Source organism: Mogibacterium pumilum (assembly GCF_002243385.1).
In the GTDB taxonomy this organism is placed as follows: domain Bacteria; phylum Bacillota; class Clostridia; order Peptostreptococcales; family Anaerovoracaceae; genus Mogibacterium; species Mogibacterium pumilum.
Genome location: NZ_CP016199.1, coordinates 1,010,019 through 1,011,186 on the forward strand (window position 1 = coordinate 1,010,019; position 1,168 = coordinate 1,011,186).

General features: G+C 44.2%; 2 protein-coding genes. Both read left to right on the forward strand.

Annotated features, from left to right (window positions below; translation table 11 throughout):
- A partial coding sequence (locus AXF17_RS09500) for a 2-hydroxyacyl-CoA dehydratase family protein (protein WP_237049002.1) occupies positions 1-574 on the forward strand: 574 nt, incomplete at its 5' end.
- 48 nt (positions 575-622) lie between these two features.
- Positions 623-1,168: CoA transferase (locus tag AXF17_RS04850; protein WP_207651535.1), on the forward strand; the 546-nt coding region annotated here is incomplete at its 3' end.

A 1,168-nucleotide genomic window follows, 5' to 3' on the forward strand; every position in this document is an offset into this window, starting at 1 on the left:
AAGACACGCAGAAGTAACGGTGCGGGAGAGAAACGATATATTTGCAAGTGCTAACTATATGTTGGTAGAGGAGCATACAGCTCTTGTAAATAAGCTTATAGCTGAACTAGAAGCTTCCGAGGAGAGCGTAGGTAACTATCCTGTAGTCGTATCTGGAATACTTACTGACATGCCGGGGCTAAGTGAAGCCTTCGATGAGATAGGTATTCATATCGTGGCAGATGATGTCTGTGCACACTCAAGGCAGTATAGAACAGACGTACCAGAAGGTGATGACCCACTACAAGCTCTAGCTGTTAAGTTTGCAAACACTGATAATTGCTCAGTTCTTTACAACGTTGAAAAGCCAAGAGTTCAGTGGATTGTAGAGGTGGCGAAGGAGAGACATGCAAAGGGAGTGGTCGTAGTGATGACAAAATTCTGTGATCCTGAGGAATTCGACTTCGTATGTATTAAAGGAGCTTGTGAAAAGGCTGATTTACCACTTGTACTAGTGGAAGTTGACAGACAGATGAAGCAGTTTGAACAGGTTAAGACTAATCTCGAGACATTCCGCGACATGCTAATGTTTTAAAACGTATCAAGAACGTATCAAGCGTATAGATAAATTAAGGAGGATAAAATGGGAAATAGACCACTTGAGGGAATCAGAGTAGTTGAGATGGCGACATTTATCGCAGCACCTTGCACAGCACGATTTCTGGCTGATTTAGGAGCTGAAGTTATAAAGGTTGAGCCACCTATGGGCGACCCACTTCGTTACACTGCAGTGAACGAAGGTAGACCTTTAGATCAGAAGGAAAATACATCGTACGACTTAGAGAACGCAGGTAAGACTTGCATCTCGCTTAATACGAAGTCTGAAGAGGGAAGAGAAGCGCTCGAGAAGCTTCTAGCATCGGCAGATGTATTTATCTGCAACTGGCGTCAGTCACCTCTCAAGCGAGCAGGGCTCGATTGGGAAACTCTACATGAGAAATATCCTAAGCTAGTTTACGGATATGTATCAGGATACGGAGAAAAAGGTCCTGATAAGGATCTCCCAGGTTTCGACTTCACTGCATTTTACGCAAGAGGCGGTATATTAGGACCTCTCCGTGACAAGAATAGCTTGCCAATGCTCACAGTTCAGGGATTCGGAGACCACCAGGTTGCTATGAATCTTGCA